This window comes from Allokutzneria sp. NRRL B-24872 (genome assembly GCF_002155965.1).
In the GTDB taxonomy this organism is placed as follows: domain Bacteria; phylum Actinomycetota; class Actinomycetes; order Mycobacteriales; family Pseudonocardiaceae; genus Allokutzneria.
Map to the genome: position 1 here is coordinate 1 of NZ_MUMH01000443.1, position 586 is coordinate 586.

Annotated in this window: 1 protein-coding gene; it reads right to left on the reverse strand. The window is 69.8% G+C overall.

Annotation, left to right across the window (positions count from 1 at the left end; genetic code table 11):
• Positions 1-586, reverse strand: a 586-nt coding sequence (locus CCN37_RS38560; RefSeq protein ID WP_210408436.1) for a GTP-binding protein, incomplete at both ends; no start/stop codon positions are given.

A 586-nucleotide genomic window follows, 5' to 3' on the forward strand; every position in this document is an offset into this window, starting at 1 on the left:
GTCTCCAGGTGCTCCAGCACGGTCGGGCCGCCGTACCAGTCCATGTTCGCCGACGGGGTCACCACATTGTCCCCGGCGAGCGCCGAGATCGGGATCGCGGTGATCTCTGGAACGCCCAGCGAGGCCGCGTAGGTCGTGAACTCCTCGGCGATGGCCGCGAAGACCGGCTCCGCGTAGTCCACCAGGTCCATCTTGTTGACGGCGAGGACCACATGCGGGACCCGCAGCAGGGCGGCGACCGCGGCATGCCGCCGGGTCTGCTCCACCACGCCGTTGCGCGCGTCCACCAGGACGACCGCGAGTTCGGCGGTGGAGGCGCCGGTGACCATGTTGCGGGTGTACTGCACATGGCCGGGGGTGTCGGCGAGGATGAACCGCCGCTTGGGAGTGGCGAAGTAGCGGTAGGCGACATCGATGGTGATGCCCTGCTCCCGCTCCGCGCGCAGCCCGTCCGTCAGCAGCGCCAGATCAGGCGCCTCCTGGCCACGGCTGCGCGAGGCGTGTGCCACGGCCTCGAGCTGATCGGCCAGTACCGACTTGGAGTCGTGCAGCAGCCGCCCGACCAGGGTGGACTTGCCGTCGTCCA